Raw genomic sequence first — 19,575 nt, 5'->3', positions numbered from 1 at the left:
CAGCCATGCGTTTCACGATCAAGACCAAACTCGCGCTCACCTTCGCGGTCCTCACCCTTCTATCCTGCGTCATGGCGGGATTGGCGATCATGAACCTGAGTTCTCTAAACTCGTCGATTGGTAAGATGATCGGGGGCCCGGTAAAGCAAATCCAGCTCATTGGCAGTCTGCAGAACGCGCTTAACAACATGGCGCGTGCTGAGAAGAACGCAGCTCTGACCAACGATGCTGGATTGACGGCCGAATTCAAGAAGAGAGCTGACGATGCAGCGTCTCAGGTTACCGCGCTACTCCCGTCGATCTCCGCGGTAGCAAGCGATGAAGTGAAGACCATCCTTGGCGAGCTAGAACGATCGTATCGCGAGGCCTTCTCTGTCCATGAAGAGGTCATGCGTCTTGCGACGATAAATACGAACGAAGCAAATGCTCAGGCTGGCGCATTGTCGATGGGCGACGGCCGCAAGAAGCTGACCGCATTATTTGAGATAGCAGATCGGATCAACGATGCTGCCATGCGTGACATGAAGGCGACGGACGCTGCAACGGATGAGCAATATTCAACCGCCCGAAATGTCCTTGTGGCCGCAGCTGTCGTGTTGCTCTTGATCTCGGTTGTTGCCGCTGTGTGGATCTCTCTCAGCGTCTCTAGAGGTCTGGCGAAGGGCGTCGGACTCGCTCAGGCGGTCGCCATCGGCGATCTCGACCAGGAGATCTCGACGAGCACGAACGACGAGATTAAGGATCTCATCGATGCGATGAACCGCATGACGACCAATCTTCGGATCACCGCAAATATCGCCGAGCAGGTGTCAAACGGCGATCTCACTGTCGAGCCGACGCCTTTGTCTGACAAGGATACGCTTGGTTACTCGCTTCAGCGCATGGTCCAGCGTCTTCGCGACGTCGTTTCGGATGCTCTTTCTGCCTCAGAGAATGTCTCGTCTGGCAGCCAGGAGCTCTCATCGTCGTCCGAGCAGCTGTCTCAGGGCGCGACCGAGCAGGCGGCAGCCGCTGAAGAAGCCTCTGCTTCGATGGAAGAGATGGCCGCCAACATCAAGCAGAATGCCGATAACGCTGCGCAGACCGAAAAAATCGCGCGTCAATCATCGAAAGATGCCGAAGCAAGCGGTGAAGCCGTCTCGCGTGCAGTCAACGCCATGAGGACCATCGCGGAGAAGATCGGCATCGTTCAAGAGATCGCACGCCAAACGGACCTTCTCGCCCTCAATGCAGCCGTCGAAGCCGCCCGCGCCGGTGAGCACGGAAAGGGCTTCGCTGTGGTTGCCTCGGAAGTTCGCAAGCTCGCTGAACGTAGCCAGACGGCGGCGGCTGAAATCGGCGCCGTGTCGGGTGATACCGTCAAAGCGGCTCAAGAAGCCGGCGAAATGCTGACGCGCCTCGTTCCCGACATCCGCAAGACTGCCGAACTCGTCGCCGAGATCAGCGCCGCGTGCCGCGAGCAGGATATCGGCGCTTCGCAGATCAACGAAGCGATCCAGCAGCTTGACAAGGTCACGCAGCAGAACGCGGGGGCTTCCGAAGAAATGTCAGCGACGTCGGAAGAGTTGGCGGCGCAGGCCGAAGAGTTGCAGACCAGCATCGCCTTCTTCCGGATTGACAATACCGGCGGACGCGCTCCGGCCCAAGCGGCGGCAACGCGGCGCCCGGCCACTAAAGCTGTCGCCCCGGTCAAGGTCGTCGCAAAAGCCGCCTCGACTGCGAAAGCAGCCCCTGCCAAGTCCCGTAAGCCTGTCGCCCCGGCGCGCAATACCGTCGCGGATCTTCAATCCCGCGTGAAGGGTTTCGCCTTGGACCTCAGCATGGGCGGTCCGGACGCTGAAGACGCTCAGTTCAAGGAGTCGGCGTGATGGCCGATATCTCGGGCGAAGCGCAGTACGTCACGTTCTCTCTCGGCGATGAAGTCTTCGCCATTCCGGTAACGCGGGTGCGGGAAATCCTGGACTATAGACAGGCTTTCAAAATTCCGAATGGACCAGACTACCTGCTCGGTTTGACGGACGTCAGAGGCCAAGGTGTGCCAACAATCGATCTTCGGCTGCGCCTTGGCCTGCCGAAGACCGTCCCGACGCCGCATACGCGTATTTTGGTTCTCGACGTTCCGCTGGCGGATCGGATGTTGTCGCTGGCCCTCGTTGCCGACCGGGTTTTCGAGGTCACGCCGTTCACTTCGGAACAGATCGAGACGGCGCCCGACATCGGGGTCCGCTGGCGTTCGGATTACATCGCAGGTGTCGTTCGACGTCCGACTGGTTTTGTGGTTCTGATCGATTTGCCGCGGCTTTTCTCGCGCGCGGAGTCGAAAATGCTGCAGTCGGTACCGACAGCCGAGCTTGCCGAATAAGGATCGGTTGAAAGCTCGCACGTGAAGCCTCGTCATAAGCGTTCTGGAGCCACGGTCGTGGAACAATTGGTCGCCGGACAGCCACCGCATGCCGATAGTCTGAGCAAACGTAACTTCGACCGGTTGGCGCGTTACATCAACAACTATAGCGGTATCCGCATGCCGCCAAGCAAAGGCACCATGCTCGAGGGCCGCTTGCGCCGTCGTCTTCGCGCAACGGGCCATGCATCCTTAAATCAGTACTGCGACTATCTGTTTGAGGAAGGCGGAATCAAAGCCGAAGCGGTGCATCTGATCGATGTCGCGACAACGAACAAGACCGACTTTTTCCGAGAGCCCGGCCATTTTTCTTATCTTTGCGACGTCGTGCTGCCTCAGATCGCAGCGCGCGGCCAACGCACGATCCGCGCCTGGAGCGCCGCTTGCTCGACAGGGGCAGAGCCCTACACGCTGGCAATGGTCCTCGAAGACTTTGCCCGAAACAGCCCCGTCTCCTACTCGATTTTGGCGACCGATCTGAGTACCCAGGTTCTTTCGACCGCAATCCGGGGCGTCTACCCGGTGGATATGGTCGCGCCAGTTCCTGCAAACATGGCAAAGAAGTACGTCATGCGGTCGGTTCAGCCCAGCAACCGCGATGTGCGAATTCATCCTACGCTCAGAGCCAAAGTTGGCTTTGCGCGCATGAACCTCATGGATGAAAAATATCGAGTCGGCGATCGGATGGACCTGATTTTCTGCCGCAACGTCCTCATTTATTTCGAAAAGCAGACGCAAGTGGACGTGCTCAGTCGTCTCTGCGAGTGTTTGGCCCCCGGCGGCTATATGTTTATTGGCCATTCCGAATCGATTTCGGGATATGCGTTGCCTCTCAAGCAAGTCGCCAACACGGTCTTCGAAAAAATATAAAGAAGAAGCGAATGAAAAAAATCCGCGTGCTCATCGTTGATGACTCGGCCAGCGTGCGGCAAACGCTTGCGGCGGTATTGGGCAACGATCCGGATATTGAGGTGATGGGGGTCGCTTCGGATCCGATCGCTGCGGCGCGTCGCATACAAGACGAGGTGCCCGACGTAATCACGCTCGATGTGGAAATGCCGCGCATGGACGGCATCACATTCCTGCGCAAGCTGATGGCGCAGAAGCCCATTCCCGTGGTCATGTGTTCATCTTTGACGGAGCAAGGCTCCGAGACTTTGATGCAGGCGTTGGACGCTGGCGCGGTAGACGTCATTCTGAAACCGAAGATTTCTGCTGCCGATCACCTGGCGGAATCGGGCGCGCGGATTTGTGAGGTTGTGAAAGGCGCCGCTCAGGCCCGCATTGGCGCGCGCAAACCGCGCGCTTTCGATTTGCGGGGACAGGACCCGGCCAAGAAACTCACGGCAGACGCAATGCTCCCGCCTCCAACGGGGCGCGCCATGGCCAAGACAACGGAAATGGTAGCGTGCATCGGCGCCTCGACGGGAGGAACGGAATCTCTGCGGGTGGTGCTCCAAGCCATGCCTGCGAACGCGCCGGGCATCGTCATTGTGCAGCATATGCCTGAGAAGTTCACAGCGGCGTTTGCCAAGCGGCTCAATTCCATTTGTGAGATCGAGGTTAAGGAGGCTGCCGACGGAGATCCGGTTCTGCGCGGGCACGCGCTGATTGCCCCCGGCGACCACCATATGATGCTCGTGCGACAGGGTGCGCGCTACTACGTCTCGGTGAAACCCGGCCCGCTTGTCTCACGGCACCGTCCATCCGTTGACGTCTTGTTCCGTTCGGCGGCGCACTCCGCTGGATCAAACGCGATCGGCGTGATCATGACAGGGATGGGTGATGACGGCGCTCGCGGGCTTGAAGAGATGAAGAACGCCGGCGCCTTTACCGTGGCGCAGGACGAAGCAACTTCCATCGTATTCGGAATGCCGAAGGAAGCTATCGCGCGAGGCGCCGCAATGAAAGTGGTGCCGCTTGATACGATTGCCGGAGAGATACTGCGCGCGTCGAAGCGGGGTTGAGCCGCCTACGCGGCGGCTTCACTGAAGAATTCGGAGCTGTGGCCGCTATCGCGGGTTCCCTCCGCGGATTGCGCGCTGCTGGTCTCGCTTATCGCGAATTCGGCGTGAACGTCGCGTTCTCTTGCCATGGTGTACGAGCGCGCGATCCGCTCGAGCAGTTCCCCGGCTGGCCCGGCGATTTCTTCGGTATCGGTGACCTCGTCTCCCGCCTGGGAGAAAAGGTACTCGGCGGTTTCACTCAGGACGTCGCCAAACTCGGCCTTGAAATTCAACTGGCTCGTTGCCTGCGACAGCGAATCGACAACCTCGCGGCAATGCCCCGTTACGACAGCGAGATTGCTCTCGGCGACATCCGCAGCCGCGCGCAAACGCGCCGCGGCGCTTTCAAGCTTGGACTTGGCGTCGACTTGATTTCCGTCTTCCTCTCCGCTCGCTGCGGCAGCGCTTTCGAGCGTCTTCAGGCTCTCGAACGTCTGGTCGGCGACAGTATCAAGCTTTTTGGCGTAGAGTCGCAATTCGATCGCGATGACCTGGAGGGGCTTGCCGGCATCGCCCATCCGCGCGCAGCGCACCGTCGTGTTGAGTGCCATGAACTGAACGTCCTCTTTGACGCTCTTAATGCTGCTCACACGGCCAACGAGCTCGTCGACCGCCAGCGATGCCGATCGTCGGATTCCATTGGCACTTGCGGTCGCCTGATCCATGTCAGAAACGAGAGCAACGGCCTCGGCGACGCGCTCCTCGAGGGATCGAAGGCCGTCGCGGGCGCCCGTATCATCGGAGCTGTCGGCCCGTTGCAGCTTGAGCAGATCTTCGGTGTCCGCGGCGATTTCGGATATATAGCCGAGCATTTTTGAGGCATCGTGGTCGAAGGCCTGCGATGTGTCGGCGAGCTGAGCGGCCAGCAGCCGGTATGTGAAGCGCCGAAGCCGAAGCCGAGCTTCCTCTGTCGCTCCGGTCATCTGACGTTCGGTGTCTGCGAGGAGCGCGAGACCCAACTCCACGTGCTCGACGCGTTGGCGCGTGATGTCGCCGATTTGAAGGGTCGACAGGGCATTCGCGACTCTGAGCTGTATGCGCTGCGCGATGGCGGATACACTGGAGGTCGTTTCCGCAATTTGTCTGTGATAGCGCCCGATGGCGGCCGCGTTGGTTGATAGACGATCGGGAACTTCTGGGAGCATGGCGGCTGCCTTGCTTCCCAGATCCGCTTCCAGTTTCTGAGCCGCTTCTATCTGTTCGCCTAATTCCGTCAGCCGTGCCTCGAAATCATTGAGCTCGGTTTCGCCATGGGAAATCCGGTTTTGCATTTCCCGGGCAAAAACTTCGAATTGGGATGCTTCATCTGCGCTCTCGGCCGCCGTGATCTTAACGTTCAGCGCAAAAACCAGAAGATATTTCAATAGGCCGCGCATCTCCTTGATTTGCGCATGCAATGTACGTCCGCTTCGCTCAACCTCGTGTAGACGCGCGTCGCGATCTGCAAGGGTGGTTGGCAATGCGCTGAGTTGGGCTGAGGTCGAGATGAGATCCTGCATGGCGCCGTCGACGGCATCGGCGTCCAGGACCTCATTCAATTTTCCTAACGACTCAAGCTGCTGGCTGAGCATGGCCAAGGCGCCCTCGAGCACTGCCCCGGCGGCTGAAAACTTGCTTTCGATCTTGCTGCGCGTACGCTCTAGGCGGTCAACGACATCTTCGGTCGTGTCGGATTTCATGTTCACTAGGCGACGCCCAAATTCTTGCCGAGGGTTGATCCGCGAATATCAACGGCTCCGCCCCTGTAATGTTGGAATTCATTGCTTTCAGTGCGCGCTGAAAGCGGGCGTGGATCAATCGATCCACCCTGGTTGTGAAGTGTTGTCAAAGCTGATTGACGAGCCCCGTTTCGCGCAAGAGACATCTCGCGAACTTATGTTCGCTTCGATGAATTTTGATTTAAAATAAGTGGGTCTTTTCCTCGAGATTCGGGAATATCCGCGTCGGGGTATAACAGCCCGTCGATGTGCTAACTCAAAAGCCTCATCTTGGAGTTCGAGGCCTAGGCTCTCGCGGTAACCGTCGCGCCCGCAGTTCTCGTTCGAACCCACGACACCAGATTTTCCACGACGGCTCACCGGCGCGTTCCTCTCCCGCGGGAACCATCGGGAGAGGAAGCGCGCACAGCGCTGCTGTGCGCGGTTACGAAATGGCTCAGAAACCGCGCACTAGGCCGAGCCGGAAGGTCGCGTGTCCCCACGTGACATCACGTTGACTGCCTGCCAGTTTCACGTCTTCGTCGGAAATTGCATAGAGAAGCCCCTCGGCGCGGCCTCTCCAGTTCTCGTCGATCGCATATTCGGTGCCGAGACCAACAGCGAGGCCCGTCGCCACGACCGAGTCCTTGCCGCCAAGTGATGACTTGATATCGAGGTCTGCGATTGCGAGACCGGCGGTGCCATAGATCATCATCCGGTCCCAGGTGTAGCCCGCTCTGAAGCGAAGTGATCCGAACCAGTTGGCTTCGGCGCTGAGCGTGCCGAGGCCCGCAATGGACTTCTTGTCATCGAAGCCGCCGCTATTGACGTCTGCCTCGAAACCGAAAAGCCATGGGCCGTTTCCAAAATTGTACCCAGCAACGGTGCCGAATCCGACCGACGCCCCGTCGATGTCTGCTTTGTCCTTCTTCCCGAACTTCTCGACGTCGACACCACTAGCCGTCGCGCCGATCATGAGGCCCATATACAGACCCTGCCACAGGACAGGCGTTTGGTCGACGAACGCGTTGCTCGGCCCTCGCCGTGGTGCTCCCCCGAGATCGGCAGCATGCGCTGCCTCGCCGGTCCCGCAGAGACCCAAGACGGCAATGCCGACAAGGAGGCGTTTCGTTCGGTACGTCATTTGGTTGCTCCTTACAAAGATCTGTCAACGGGTCGTCATGCGCGCGGCAAAGCTCCGCCTTCCGACGAAATGGCCGGCCGTGCGAACGACTTAGGTTTGCGCTAGTGCGCGATGCGCCTGGTGTTGGGGGAGGCCCTACCAGGGCAACGCCTGTTTTCCTGCTTAGGAGTCATAATTTATCGATAAACATGAAATAAAGACCGAAGAACATTGAGTCAATGGAAATTTCATGATAATCGATAAATGGAAGACCAGAGCCGGTGATGCAGGCTCTTCAGCCACAGCGGAGCACTCGATGGCCCCAGCAGATCGCAGCAAACACATCGCTTGGTTCCGCACGCTCGACCGTGTGTTCTGGCTCGCATGGGCCGGGTTTCCTGTGATGATCTGGCTCGCTTATGTATCTGCCAGTGATCCGGCGTCTTCTGTCGTTGGCATGACGCCCGAGCAGGTGAAGTGTCTCGAGATCCTTCCTCAACCGACACACATGTCGCCCCTCGGCAAGGTAATCTATTGGGCGCTCTTCTCTTTCCAGCTATCGATCTACGTCGTGCTGTTGACCATTCTGCACCGCATCATTCACCGGTTTTCCCGTGGCCGAATCTTCGTGTCCGAGTCGCTGGCGAGCCTTCAGTGGATCGGCGTTGTGCTGATCATTTGGCCATTTCTCATGACGGTCGTCTCCAACCTGGCGGCTTTCGGACTGAAGGCCCGCGGAGACATCCAGGTCTTTCTGCCGAGCTACGTAGTCGACATCGGACCCGTTGCCGTGGGCATGTTCTTGATCGCTCTCAGATATGTTCTCGAGCACGGCATTGCCCTCAAGTCCGAGAACGATTTGACCATCTAACGGGGGAATATCCCTTGGCCATAACTGTCAACCTCGACGTGATGCTCGCCAAGCGAAAACGCCGTCTCGGCGACGTCGCAGACGCGGTTGGTATCTCGATTCAGAACCTGTCCGTCCTCAAGACCGGCAAGGCGCGGGCCATCCGCTTTTCGACGTTGTCGGCCATATGCCGCGAGCTCGAATGCCAGCCCGGAGATATTCTCGAATACGTACCCGGCGATGACGGAGATGCGGAAAGTGACGCATGAGGCGCATCAGAGTCATGCCGGTTGGTCTTTGAAGGAACGGTGGGCGGTCGCACTTGGCGCCCACACAGCCTTAGGGGAGTGAGCACCACGGGTTGGCCATTGCCGGGATTGTAGGTGCTCTAATAGTCCGGCCGTTCTTTCCTGAATCGCTTCGGCCTTGAAGCGGTTTGGGAACAGCGCAAGCTGACGTGTGCGCATCTTCACGTTGTTGATGGAGGCCGGGCTTCGCGCCTCCCACCCCCGTGGGATATTTCGAGCAGGTGAGGGAAGGATATAGACAAAGTTATGGGCAATGTGCGTGCTTGCGTGGGGGTATGTGCTATTCTGCAAGGGCACAGCCAGGGGCGCTTTGGCGGCTTCGGCGCGGGGCACATGCTCGGGTAGCGGCTTGCTCATAGCTTGCCAAGAAGCGGTGACTCACCTGTGCCCAACAAGTGGCTGCTGCCGAGATACCATTGAGACAAAGCAGCGTTTGATGTGCAACGATGACTTGGACTAAGCTTTCGATTGGCGCGCCGGAGATGATGAAGATGAGAACTTCCGCATCGTTATTAAAGTTGATTAATAACCGACCTATCGCACTCCCGATGCGCGATTTCCGCTTCCTGGGCTGTTCTTGGCCATCTCGGTGGGCTCGAAGAGCTCAGGCATTAGGCCGACCTTCTTGATCTCGCTCGATGGCGATGTCGAAGAGAGTGAGTACGGCAGCGTGACCTTCGGTGTCGTTGATGTGCGTGAGCGCGGTGGCTCCGACGAAGGGCCTCATGGCCGTCATGGCAAGCTCGCGCGCCAGATGAAGATCGTTGGTGAATTCATAAGCCGCCGCCACAAGAGCGCCTAAGGCACAACGTCGCTCAGCGTTGCTGTCTGTTGGGCCGACCGAAACATCCATCGCGTCCCGCCCGAGGTCGCCCCGACACCAACGCCGCTGGTCCTCAATCAGGGCTCGGGCCCTCTCCAGGATCTGAACTTTAATCGGTTTCGACATGGCAATTATTGCCTCCGATCTCCCCCTTCTTTGCTGAACTTAACTCGTCGCGCACAGTACTTACTTCCACATTTCTTGTCGTCGAGGATAACAATGGCCAACGACGCCTATTCACTTTGCTGAGAAAGAGAGAAAGTGAAGATGCATGGCTCAAAAGGATACGCTCTCGGCTCGTGAGCGCCGCCTGCGTCGCGGTGCGGCGCGCAAGGGGCTTGCGATTCGTAAGGCGAGCCACGGCCAGGATCGCGGTCGATACTTGGTCGTCGATCCAGACTTTGGCGGGCCTATCCGTTCGCACAGCAGCACACACCCCTATTCGTTCTCGCTGGAAGAAGCTGAGAACTATATTGCCGAATAGAACCGACCGAGACCGACTTGGGCTCGAGCGTCAGTCCAAGCGCGGAGGTTAAATGATATACACCGGCCTGGGATCGGATTAGAGTCGGTTATCGGCGTGGCCGTGGGGCACCCCATGCGAGGCGGTCCTATGCCAACAGCCTACCAAAGAGATGGTGCGGAAGTCGCGGAGGACAATGTCAATGACGCCTCCGACTTTGATGCACACGCCCGCAACGACCCACGCACCGCCCAAGGGGCCGCACTTTGCACAAGCTGGGCAAATGAGCGCGCACCCGCTGAAATAATTTCCAGCAAAAAGGCGTTAGCGGGCAGCCGATACGCTGTGTTCGCGGAGGCGGCTCTCTGCGTGGGATTCGGATTACATCATATGACGGGAGGACGACGCTGATGAGTAACTCAACGAATAACGTCCCGCGCGAGCGCCTTCAACCCGACCACCTCGCCGCGTTCATGGACATCAATCGTCAGGCATTGACGCTGATCGCACAAATGAATGCACGGCTTTTAAGTGACAACGTGGCCATGAGCATGAGGTGGGTTAATTTCCTGGGCCGCCGCCAAGTGACGGCCTGCGAGACAGTGGAGGATATGTACAAGGTCTATGGCGATTTTCTACAGACGCAATTCGGCACCGATGACAGAGAGAGCACCAACCAGACCTCAACGGATGGGAGCCTGACGCCCGCCGGTCAATCCGAGGGCGACGTGGCCGCTGCGAAGCCGATCCCTTCAACACGTACCATGCTGGTCCGCGACGCCATGACAGCTAACGCAGAGTGGGTCGCGCCCGACCTCCCAATCAGAGAGGTCGCCACGCGAATGCGTGGGCAACACATCGGGTGCTTGCCCGTCGGCGAAAATGATCGCATCATCGGCATGATCACCGACCGAGACCTCGCGCATCGTGCTGTTGCCACAGGTGCCGATCCATCGGCCACACCGGCGCGGGAGGTGATGTCCCACCGGATCGTCTACGGCTTTGACGACGACACTCTCGAATCCGCGGCGCGATTGATGCGGGAGAAAGAGGTTCATCATTTGCCAATCTTGAATCGCAACAAGCGAATGGTCGGGATGCTGACAATGGGTGATCTTGCATTCAGGGGATCACAGCAAATTTCCGGCGACGTATCCAAGCTCGCCTCGCGCGACGCTCAGCGACACGCCCACTTGAAAATTGCGAGCTAGGGTTGGAGCGGCCGCCCAGTCTGAACTGAAGATTGTTGAAGCGGTGCATGACGTCGCCAATGGCGGAATCACGTTTCTGGAAATAAGGCTAAACTCAGCGAAAGGCCGTGTTGGCGACCGATCCTTCAAGCGTCAGCTTTTGGCCCTAAGCAGAGCGCGTGCGAGAGTGAATTGCGAGGGCCGACGCAAGGCACTACAATTTTGTTCGTTTGGCCCCTTGAACGGCGAGCGATGCCATGTCAGGGGCCTTCACACGCCAACGGCGTGTTCTCTGGTGCTTGATATCGCTGGCTCGCTTTCGCCGGTCGAAAGTGACCGACTAACTGAGGTCGGAAAGCGAGGTATGCCATGGGTATCACACCGTCACTCCAAAAGCATCTTGACGGCCGTGACGTCCGTTATGACGTGGTCACACACGAGCCTACGAAGCGCTCTTCAGCGACGGCTAAAGCCGGCGGCATCGCAGAAGACAATCTCGCCAAAGGCGTACTTGTATGTCGTAAGGACGGCTACATCTTAGCGATCATTCCGACCTCCCTGCCGCGTGAGTCTCGACGCGCTCGGTATGTGGTTGCAGCAGCCGGTTGGCTTGGCGAGTGAAGCTGAGGTCGCAACTGTATTCATGGATTGCGCACTGGGCGCTGCGTCTCATCATAACCCGTGGAGGGACACGGTTCCCTGGACATGGGAGCTTGGCCGCGGGTGGTCGCTAAGGGATTCCTCTCAACTGTAACTGTGATTTGTACATTTGCTCCCTGGCCCGAATACCCTCTAAGGCTCGGTTGGGTCTGCCGCGCTACGCAGGGCCCGTAGTTGCCACGACAGCATCATTTTTCTGTGAGCTAGAGGCACAATCATGGCAGGTACCAGGAAGAAGATCCTCTGCATCGAAGATGACCGAGAAATGGCTGCCTTGATTTCTGAGGAACTCGTGGAGCACGGATTCGAGATCAAGCAAGCTTATGACGGTGGGGCGGGTTTCTCGGCGATCTTCAAGACCTTGCCTGACTTGGTGCTGTGCGACATCAATATGCCAGTGATGTCTGGATTTGAGGTTCTAGAGCACCTCACCAAAATTACACCTCGCTTCAACAATGTACCCTTTATCTTCCTCACCGCCCTCACCGATCGCTGGAGCGAACTCAAGGGACGGCAACTCGGCGCAGATGACTATGTCACTAAGCCAATCGACTTCGACATTCTGGTTTCGATTATCAATGCGCGCCTCGCGCACGTTGCGCGAAATGAAGTCTGGACCAAAGAGGTCCAATTGAACGATCGCGAGATTGAGACTCTAACTTGGGCTGCGCGCGGCAAGACGTCCGCCGAGACTGCAAAGATACTAGGGTTTCCCAAGCGAACCGTCGATTTTCACATCGACAATGCGCGGACCAAGCTCGGCGTTGCGACCCGCACTCAAGCGGCAATCAAGGCGATCGCCGGTCGTTTGATTGAGCCATGATCTCCCGACCAGCCGCCGCCGACGCTCACACTGGCTTGCCTCCGAGTGCGCTGACGACCACTGTGCCAGCCTTGTAAACCGACCTCCGAGTCGCGTGCCGGAGCGACACCAACCTCTCAACATCTTGGGGGCATTTCTCGGAAACAGCCAGATGCCATCCGCCTTAGCGCATTCCGATGACACTACCTGACTACTTGTGTCGTCCGGTACTTGGGCGTAAAGCAGCACATCAATCTCGCTGCGCGGGATCGCTTTTGCAAGTTTCATCGAGCTATCTACCAATTAGATAGCTCGCGTGCCTGATCTACGGGCGTCAAGGATGTTTCGGTGCAAAGCTGTTCCCGCTCAGCACGCTCGCAGTATTTTTTATCGATCCACCGACGACTGTACCGCGTGCGGCCGGTCGCACCAACGTGGCGCCATTGACAGCAGAGCGGTTAGCCGCTGCGGTGTTTCCCCCGGCGAGCGCTGCCGGTAGAGCCGCTTCCGCGCGCTGCCCCGAGCCGGTCACGGCCTTGTTGCTCGGCGTTCCGGTTCTGACGTTCGAAGTCGCAATGTCGCCGGTCGACGGCTTAAGATCAACGCGAGACTGCGGCTGAACCTTGCTGATCGATCGCAGTGCTGAGTTGGCGCCCGTTGCTTTGGCGCCTTTGCCCTTCTGAGCAAAGAGGTAATCGACGTTCGGGTCACCTTTGGCACTCACATTGCCTTGGCTGGTGCCCGGAGCGGCCGCTGCTGATGGCGCCGCGCTTCCGGCGCTCTGGGCGATAGCCAAATGTGTCATCGCCATACTCAGCACCAAGCCGGCCACCACGAATGATCTGAATTTCATCATCTTGTCCCGCATTTATGATAACTCGACGCCCATTACTCCGCTGGCGCAAGGCTATTCACATTGTCAGAGCCCTCTGCCTCGCCTTCCCTGTCGAGGAACAGCATTCGTAGTGCCGGCACCACAACGAGTAACATGATTGGTCCGATCAGCATGCCGCCCACGACTACAGTAGCAAGCGGGCGCTGCACCTGGCTGCCGATGCCCGAGGAGATTGCCGCAGGGAAGAGGCCGATACAGGCCGACATAGCGGTCATCAGCATTGGCCGCATGCGCTGAGTCGCAGCATGAAACATCGCTTCCACCCTCGACGTGTGGCCGACTCGAACCTGATTGTAGTAGGTGATCATCAGTATGCCATCCATCACCGAGACGCCGAACAGTGAAACAAAACCGATGGCAGCAGAGATGCTGAAATCTAGTCCAGAGAGGTATAATGCCAACACGCCGCCCGCGACGGAAAACGGAATACCGGCGAGTGCTAGCAAGCTGTCGCGCAGCGAGTCAAAGAGGCCGTAGAGTAGGATCAGGATCAGGATCAGGCTGATCGGCACCACGACTTCCATCCGTTCCTTGGCAAGCTCAAGATCTTCGAACTCGCCGGTCCAGACGATGCGATATCCAGGTGGCAACTTGACGTTCTTCGCGATGCGTTTCTGTGCTTCAGCGATGGTGCCTCCCAGATCCCGACCGCGCACGCTGAACTTAATCGGAATGTAGCGAGTACTTATCTCATGATAGATGTAGGTCGCGCCGGTATCGAGCGTGATGTTGGCAAGCTCACGCAGGGGGATATAGGCGTTGTTACCAGCGGCTGTGGTGTAACCTACTTTGATGTCGCCGACCGCTTCGAGGCTGTCGCGGTAGTCCTGATCGAGTCGAACTGAGACCGAAAACTGACGATCTCCCTCGAGCAGGGTCGTTGCCTGGGTGCCGCCGAGTGCCGCCTGTATGACCGAGTTGACGTCGCTGGTATTGAGCCCATAGCGCATCGTCTTTTCGCGATCGACCTTGATGTTCAGGTTGGGCTGGCCGAGTACGTGAAAGACACCAAGATCGGTCACGCCACGGACTTTCTGCATTTCGGACTGAATCTGGGTGGCAAGGCGCTCCAACTCGCCCAAATTGGGGCCGAGAATTTTGACCGCATTGGCGCCCTTAACGCCGGAGATCGCTTCTTCGATATTGTCCTGGATATATTGGGAAAAGTTGAAGGTCGCGCCGGGCACTGCGTCGGTGAATTCCCTGTTGAGTTCCTCGATCAGCTTCTCCTTGGTGCGGTTTGCCGGCCAATCTTCGAACGGCTTCAACGGCGCAAATATCTCGACGTTAGAGAACGGCGAGGCATCACTGCCATTGTCCGGCCGGCCGTGCTGAGTCACCGCGGTGATGACCTCAGGATGGCTGAGCAGAATTTCGCGCAGTTTCGCGGTTGAGGGCGTACCGGCGTCAAGTCCGATCGAGGGCGGCAGCGCTACCCGGATCCACAGATTGCCTTCCTCGAGATGCGGCAGAAATTCACTGCCAAGCCGCGTTCCCAACAATCCGGTCAGGCCCAGAAAGGCCAGACCGACGACGAGCATGATCCTGCGATGCCCGAGCGACCAACGCAGGATGGGCATGTAGACTCTGCGCAGAGTCTGGACGACGATGGTCTCGGTCTCCCGCACCTCATCGGGCAGGACATACGATGCCAAGACTGGCGTGATTGTGAAGGTCGCGAGCAACGCACCTGCGAGAGCATAGGCATAGGTACGCGCCATTGGGCCGAAGATTTGACCTTCGACGCCCTGCATGGTGAACAGCGGAACGAACGCTGCAACGGTGATCACTGCAGAGAACAGGATCGCCCTGTCGACCTGCAGCGCGCTGCAGAGAATCAACCGCAAATGATCGGTCCAGATGTTTCGGATGCCGGGCCGTTCGCGTGTCGGATCCTCTCCCCATCTGCCATCACCAAGGAAACCCAGGACTTCCCGCCGTTGCTCAGGCCTCAACTGGAAATTGCGGAAGATGTTCTCAACGAGGATCACCGCGGAATCGACGATGATCCCGAAATCAACCGCGCCGACTGACAACAGGTTGGCATCCTCACCCATCAGGACGAGAAGAAACACACTGAAGAACATGGCAAACGGAATATTGACGCCGACGATGATCGCACTGCGCAGATTGCCGAGGAAAACCCACTGGATGAAGAAGATGAGCGCACAACCAAAGATCAGGTTATGCAGAACCGTGTGCGTGGTCATCGATACCAGAGTGCTACGGTCGTAATAGGGAACGAGCTTCACGCCCGGCGGCAGAGTGCCGTCGTGATTCATCTGGTTGATCACTGCCTGCACCTTGGGCAGTACGTCATTGGTGTGAAGAGTGCGGTTCATCACCACGATGGAGAGCGCGACGTCATCATCGTGATCTTTCCCGGCAATGCCTAGTCGCGGCACGAATCCGAGCTCGACACTGGCAACGTCCTTGATCGTCACGGGAACGCCGTTCGACTGCGTCAGAACGACGTTCTCAATGTCCTGAACGTGATAGCCTTGCGTCAGGTCGTCGGCGCCACCCGTATCAAAAAGCCCGATACCGCGAATGTTGACGGACTGTTGCCCGACGGTGATCTCGCGTCCGCCAACATTAATATTGGAGTTGCTGAGCGCAGTGATGATTTGCGGGAGCGTGATGCTGTAGGCGTCTAGCTTATGGAGATCGACGTTGACATTGTACTGCTTAGTGGTGCCGCCCCAGGAATTGACCTGTACTACGCCGGGCACCGAGAACAGGCGACGCAGGACGATCCAATCCTGGACGGTACGAAGGTTGGTCAGCCCGAAGTGCGGCGGCCCCACGACCTGATATCGGAAGATCTCTCCCGTCAGACTCGACTGCTGAATCTGCGCAACCTGATTCTGCGGCAAGGTGACGTTCTGCTGCAAGCTGAGGGCAGCCTGCGTGTAGGCGGAATAATAGTCAATGCCATACTTGAAAGTCACACGAACGAAACTCAGTCCGTAAAACGATGTCGAGCGGATGTTTTCAACACCGGGCGTCGGGTACAGGCCGATCTCCATTGGGACCGTGTAGTAGCGCTCCATCTCTTCGGCCGACAGCCCGGGAGCCTGTGCCGTGATTTCCAGAATCACCGGTGCAGGATTCGGATAAGCCTCAATATTCAGCTTCTTGAACGCGATCAGCCCGGCGCCGATGAACACCAGGAGCCCCAATAAGACGATCGGACGCCGGGTCAAACCAAATGCAAGAATTCTCTTGAGCACAGTGTCCCCCTTTGTCGAATGCAACTGCTGCGCAAAGACGATCCGCGTTCCGCTCAGCCACCAGCCTGGCCGATCGCCAACATGTTGCTTAAAAATATCGCGCCCTCGGTGGCGACCAGTTCACCTGGCTGCAAGCCATCCAATATCTGACGCAGCCCGTCCTTCCGTTCGCCGATCTTGACGGTACGCTGAGTGAATTGCTTGCGGTTGGTCGTTACCCATACTGTCATGGTGCCGTCACCTTCGCGCACCACACCGTCGAGTGGCACAGCAAGCGATCTGACCGGAGCACCGGTCGTGATAGCGAACCGCGCGAACATCCCAGATCGCAATTCGTGGTGCGGGTCCTCGATCTCCGAGCGCACGAGCATGCGATGGGTATTGGGATCGACGTTCGAGTTGATCGCGGAAATATGGCCCGTGAAAATCTTGTTGGGATAGGTCACCACCGTGACTTCAACCTCCTGACCGACATGAATGGCCGACACATCGCTTTCGGCAACGTTGGCGAGCATCCACATGATCGAGGTATTCGCCACCGAGTACGGCGCCGGCGCGTTGCCCGGTTGGACGAACAGTCCCGGCGCCGCATTGCGCGCCGTGATCCGACCATCGATCGGGCTCTTCACCACCAGCTTTGAATCAGCCTCGCGATCTTTAATGATCGCGTCGACCTCGGCTTCGGTCTTGCCAAAGATACGAACTGCGTCGCGCGCCGCTTTCAGCGTGCCCTCGGCCGTCTGCTGATCTGAGACTGCTTGCTCAAGATCCTTCTGCGCGACCGCCTTGCTCTCGTAGAGCAAGGAAAGACGTTTCAGTGCACGCGTAGTCAGCTCGAGCACGCCCGCCGCGGAAATCAGAGTCGAACAGGCCTGCAGCAGATCCGGACTGTCGATGGTAAAGAGCATCTGCCCCTTTTTGACGTCGTCGCCGACCTTGGCGAACGTCTCCAGGATGCGTCCCTGATATGGCGTAAACACCTGAAGTGTCACGTCCTCGTTGAAATCAATGCTGCCAACAGCAGCCTTCTCAACCGGAAACTCGTGTTCCCTGACTGCGCCGACCTTGACGGTCGACATCTGCTTCTCGTTGAGCTCGACGCTCGGAACCCCACCGAGCAAGGCCGTCTTCACATCGTTGGAGTCTGCCTTGGCGTTGGCATCTGAATTCACGACCTCAGCAACAGACTGCAGCCAGCTCCTGGCGTTGTCGATCGAATAAGCTCCGGCGAGAAAGCAGAGCGCGCCGGTCGTCACAACCGCCACGCTCATCCTGGATTTTGGATTGGCCATCAGTGCACCCACGGAAGAGACCCCGCGGCGCGCGCAGGGAGTCGGAAACTCGCGAGACTAATGCCGCGGAAGGACAAGGCATTTCACTGGGACAAATCACAACGGTTGCTGTGACAAAGCACAGTTTCCGGTGCAGCCAACTGCTCTAGCGTTTGCACTTCGTCTGCCTGACACGGCAACTGTGACGAACTGGATCGGGGGATCAATGCTTGGGTATCGTTGGGTGTTCGCAGCATCATGCGCGAGCATACTGTCGGGGTGTGCGGTTGGACCGAATTTTTCACCACCACAGCCGCCGGAAGTCGCGCGCTTTACACCTGAGCCGCTACTTTCGCCCCGCTCCAACCCCGAGCAGCCCAAGATCGCGGGCCAACGCTTCATCGAAGGCGCTGACATTCCGACCCGATGGTGGGCAGCGTTTCGGTCCAAACCGCTCAACGATCTGATCAGGCTGGCGGTTGATCACAACCCGACTCTGCAGGCTTCAGAAGCGGCTATCCGGGTGGCAAACTACAACGCTCTGGCGCAGCGCGGGCTGTTCTTCCCGCAAGTCAGCGGCAATTCAACAACTTCGCAAACCCTACTGTCGAACGCAGGAACCGTTTTCGGAGCACCTCTCGACTCGGTGCCGCAAACCCACTACTCGCTGGTGACCCATCAGGCCACTATTAGCTTTGTGCCGGATGTCTGGGGCGCGAATATTCGGGCTGTCGAAAACTTGGATGCGCTGACCGAGCAAGCGCAGTTCCAGCTCGAGGCCGCTCATCTCACACTCACGGCCAACGTTGTCACGGCCGCCATCCAAGAGGCATCGTTGCGCAGCCAGATTGAGGGAACCGAACAGGTCATCAAAACTGAGCGCGAGATTTTGGAACTCCTAAGGAAACAACTCAGCGCCGGCTATGCCGCAGAGACGGATGTGCTGGCGCAGGACGCTGCGCTCGCTCAGGTAGAGCAGACTCTGCCGCCCCTCAGAAAGCAGCTCGCGGTGCAGCGCGACCAGTTAACCGCACTTGCCGGTCAATTTTCGGCCGATGAGGTTCTCCAGAAGTTCAATCTGAAGCGGATTGAATTACCGAGAAACCTGCCGGTGAGCTTGCCAAGCACATTGGTGAGGCGGCGCCCCGACGTCAGAGCTGCGGAGGCGTTCATGCATTCAGCGAGCGCGCAAATTGGGATGGCAATCGCTGCCCGGCTGCCCAACTTCGCACTGACAGCTAATGGCGGAACAAGTGGTTACAATTTTGCTCAGAGCTTCACCCCAGGGACGGGATTCTACGCTGTGGCCGGAGCGGTGGCTGCGCCGATCTTCGATGGATTTACACTATACCATAAGCAGAAGTCTGCCGAGGCAGCGCTCGACGAGGCGGACGCAATGTATCGCCAGACCGTCATAACGGCATTCCAAAATGTTACCGATGCACTGCGTAGCCTGCAGCAGGATACGCCCGCCGTGCAGGCTGCCATTCGGTCAGAAATGGCCACCAAGAAAAGCCTCGATCTCATCAGGAAGCAGCTTGTTCTGGGTCTGATCAATCAGGGCACGCTGCTGACGGCGCAGCAGGCGTATTTCAACGCAGTGATCGCGCGGGTGCAGGCGGAAGCCACACGGCTTTCGGATGTTGCAGCTCTGTTCATGGCGCTCGGTGGCGGCTGGCCAACCAACTGTCCGACCAGCGATTGGCGTTTCTGTGTGTTCGAGGAGATCCAAATGCCTGCCACGGGTGTCACAAGATCCTGAGCTGTCGTCCAAGCGAGGTATGTCATCGCTTCCGTGAGGGACAGGTTCGCATGGACGAAGCTCACGATCGTCCAGGCACCCCAAACCGCCC

The 19,575-nt window shown here is 58.1% G+C and carries 17 protein-coding genes; 11 read left to right on the top strand and 6 right to left on the bottom strand.

Annotation, left to right across the window (positions count from 1 at the left end):
- The first annotated feature begins 5 nt into the window (after positions 1-5).
- Genes AB4Z24_RS02465 through AB4Z24_RS02450 form a run of 4 tightly spaced genes read left to right on the top strand, consistent with a single transcriptional unit; the run spans position 6 to position 4,368 of the window.
- Positions 6-1,868 (top strand): methyl-accepting chemotaxis protein, encoded by a 1,863-nt coding sequence (locus AB4Z24_RS02465; protein WP_441705681.1) that lies wholly within the window; start codon positions 6-8, stop codon positions 1,866-1,868.
- Entirely contained in the window at positions 1,868-2,362 is a 495-nt protein-coding gene (locus tag AB4Z24_RS02460) for a chemotaxis protein CheW (protein ID WP_441705680.1), read from the top strand. Before AB4Z24_RS02465 ends, AB4Z24_RS02460 begins: the two co-directional genes overlap by 1 nt.
- A gap of 57 nt (positions 2,363-2,419) precedes the next feature.
- Entirely contained in the window at positions 2,420-3,271 is an 852-nt protein-coding gene (locus AB4Z24_RS02455) for a CheR family methyltransferase (RefSeq protein ID WP_441705678.1), read from the top strand.
- An 11-nt stretch (positions 3,272-3,282) separates the two neighbouring features.
- The gene (locus AB4Z24_RS02450) at positions 3,283-4,368 is read left to right on the top strand and encodes a protein-glutamate methylesterase/protein-glutamine glutaminase (RefSeq protein WP_441705676.1); all 1,086 of its coding nucleotides are present in this window, start codon (positions 3,283-3,285) and stop codon (positions 4,366-4,368) included.
- Positions 4,369-4,373: 5 nt separating this feature from the next.
- Here AB4Z24_RS02450 and AB4Z24_RS02445 read toward each other — a convergent pair whose 3' ends face one another.
- Both AB4Z24_RS02445 and AB4Z24_RS02440 read right to left on the bottom strand, forming a co-directional pair.
- Entirely contained in the window at positions 4,374-6,092 is a 1,719-nt protein-coding gene (locus tag AB4Z24_RS02445) for a hypothetical protein (RefSeq protein ID WP_441705674.1), read from the bottom strand.
- Between the two features lie 469 nt (positions 6,093-6,561).
- Complete coding sequence (locus AB4Z24_RS02440; RefSeq protein ID WP_441705672.1) at positions 6,562-7,248, bottom strand: outer membrane protein; 687 nt, start codon at positions 7,246-7,248, stop codon at positions 6,562-6,564.
- A 295-nt stretch (positions 7,249-7,543) separates the two neighbouring features.
- Here AB4Z24_RS02440 and AB4Z24_RS02435 point away from each other — a divergent pair, with 295 nt between their 5' ends.
- A complete protein-coding gene (locus AB4Z24_RS02435; protein ID WP_441705670.1) occupies positions 7,544-8,098 on the top strand; it encodes a DUF2975 domain-containing protein in 555 nt (184 codons plus the stop codon).
- Between the two features lie 14 nt (positions 8,099-8,112).
- Positions 8,113-8,346, top strand: a complete 234-nt coding sequence (locus AB4Z24_RS02430) for a helix-turn-helix domain-containing protein (RefSeq protein WP_441705668.1) — start codon at positions 8,113-8,115, stop codon at positions 8,344-8,346.
- A gap of 643 nt (positions 8,347-8,989) precedes the next feature.
- On the opposite strand, the gene AB4Z24_RS02425 is transcribed toward AB4Z24_RS02430, so the two are convergent.
- Positions 8,990-9,334 carry a DUF6197 family protein gene (locus AB4Z24_RS02425; protein ID WP_441705666.1) on the bottom strand — a complete coding sequence of 115 codons (345 nt, stop codon included), beginning with the start codon at positions 9,332-9,334 and terminating at the stop codon, positions 8,990-8,992.
- A gap of 145 nt (positions 9,335-9,479) precedes the next feature.
- Here AB4Z24_RS02425 and AB4Z24_RS02420 point away from each other — a divergent pair, with 145 nt between their 5' ends.
- The 4 genes from AB4Z24_RS02420 (at position 9,480) to AB4Z24_RS02405 (ending at position 12,344) form a co-directional block, all read left to right on the top strand.
- Complete coding sequence (locus AB4Z24_RS02420; RefSeq protein ID WP_441705664.1) at positions 9,480-9,692, top strand: hypothetical protein; 213 nt, start codon at positions 9,480-9,482, stop codon at positions 9,690-9,692.
- A 389-nt stretch (positions 9,693-10,081) separates the two neighbouring features.
- On the top strand, positions 10,082-10,882 hold the full coding sequence (locus tag AB4Z24_RS02415) for a CBS domain-containing protein (protein WP_441705663.1): 801 nt from the start codon (positions 10,082-10,084) through the stop codon (positions 10,880-10,882).
- A 348-nt stretch (positions 10,883-11,230) separates the two neighbouring features.
- Entirely contained in the window at positions 11,231-11,482 is a 252-nt protein-coding gene (locus AB4Z24_RS02410; RefSeq protein ID WP_441705661.1) for a hypothetical protein, read from the top strand.
- Between the two features lie 256 nt (positions 11,483-11,738).
- A complete protein-coding gene (locus AB4Z24_RS02405; protein ID WP_441705659.1) occupies positions 11,739-12,344 on the top strand; it encodes a response regulator transcription factor in 606 nt (201 codons plus the stop codon).
- A gap of 313 nt (positions 12,345-12,657) precedes the next feature.
- Here AB4Z24_RS02405 and AB4Z24_RS02400 read toward each other — a convergent pair whose 3' ends face one another.
- From AB4Z24_RS02400 to AB4Z24_RS02390, 3 genes are read right to left on the bottom strand one after another with little or no spacing between them, the layout of a single operon-like run.
- Entirely contained in the window at positions 12,658-13,176 is a 519-nt protein-coding gene (locus AB4Z24_RS02400) for a hypothetical protein (protein ID WP_441705657.1), read from the bottom strand.
- A 35-nt stretch (positions 13,177-13,211) separates the two neighbouring features.
- On the bottom strand, positions 13,212-16,451 hold the full coding sequence (locus tag AB4Z24_RS02395) for an efflux RND transporter permease subunit (protein ID WP_441705655.1): 3,240 nt from the start codon (positions 16,449-16,451) through the stop codon (positions 13,212-13,214).
- Positions 16,452-16,504: 53 nt separating this feature from the next.
- Positions 16,505-17,530 (bottom strand): efflux RND transporter periplasmic adaptor subunit, encoded by a 1,026-nt coding sequence (locus AB4Z24_RS02390; RefSeq protein WP_441705653.1) that lies wholly within the window; start codon positions 17,528-17,530, stop codon positions 16,505-16,507.
- A 418-nt stretch (positions 17,531-17,948) separates the two neighbouring features.
- Here AB4Z24_RS02390 and AB4Z24_RS02385 point away from each other — a divergent pair, with 418 nt between their 5' ends.
- A complete protein-coding gene (locus AB4Z24_RS02385; RefSeq protein ID WP_441705652.1) occupies positions 17,949-19,484 on the top strand; it encodes an efflux transporter outer membrane subunit in 1,536 nt (511 codons plus the stop codon).
- The last annotated feature ends 91 nt before the right edge of the window (positions 19,485-19,575 follow it).

It is taken from the genome of Hyphomicrobium sp. 2TAF46, from assembly GCF_052114865.1.
Classification (GTDB): Bacteria; Pseudomonadota; Alphaproteobacteria; order Rhizobiales; family Hyphomicrobiaceae; genus Hyphomicrobium_B.
This window is presented reverse-complemented; position numbering and strand designations above follow the sequence as displayed.